Annotated in this window: 1 protein-coding gene; it reads right to left on the reverse strand. The window is 66.6% G+C overall.

What is annotated here, in order from left to right:
* Window positions 1–84 precede the first annotated feature (84 nt).
* On the reverse strand, window positions 85–685 hold a 601-nt coding region (locus tag AYR66_RS20125), incomplete at its 5' end, for a shikimate dehydrogenase family protein (protein WP_206047236.1).

Here is a 685-nt window from a genome sequence, read left to right on the forward strand (position 1 = left end):
TTGAGTTGTTGCGCGGTCCGGTCCATGTCCGGGGAAAACTATTGTTCTTTTATTGGTGTCGTCCGGCGCTGCCGCCGGCGCCCTTCACAATGCAGCCAGCGAGCGGAATTCCGCGGCGGTCGCGCCGGGGTAACCGAACAGTTCCATGTACAGCGGTGCCTGTTCGATCAGCATTTCCTTGCCTCTCTGGATCCTGCATCCCATCTCCTGCGCGGTGCGCAGCAGCCTGGTCATTTCGATCTTCATGCCGCAGTCGGCGACGATGCATTCCGGCTTGATGCCGTCGAGCGCGATCGGCATCGGGTCGTCCGGATGCATGCCGAGCGGACTGCAATTGACGACCAGGTCGTGGCCGGCGGCCTTGGCGTCGCGCTGCTCGACGGTCGCGTCGGGGAAGGCTTTTGCCAGGCGTTCGCGCAGGTCGTCCATGAGTTGCTGGTTGGTGTCGAACAGGCCGAGGTGCTTCAGGCCGCGGCTCACCAGCGATGCCGCGATCGCGCGGCCCACGCCGCCGCAACCGACGACGAGCGCACTCGAGGTGTTCCAGGAAAACGGCGTGTCGCCGCACGCGCGGTCGAAGGCGCGCACGAAGCCTTCGCCGTCGATCAGGTCGCCGACGATGGTGCCGTCCTCCCGGCGGTACACCGCGTTGCAGGCGCCGGCCAGCGCGGCGCGCGGCGTCGCT

This window comes from Noviherbaspirillum denitrificans, assembly GCF_002211445.1.
Classification (GTDB): Bacteria; Pseudomonadota; Gammaproteobacteria; order Burkholderiales; family Burkholderiaceae_D; genus Noviherbaspirillum; species Noviherbaspirillum denitrificans.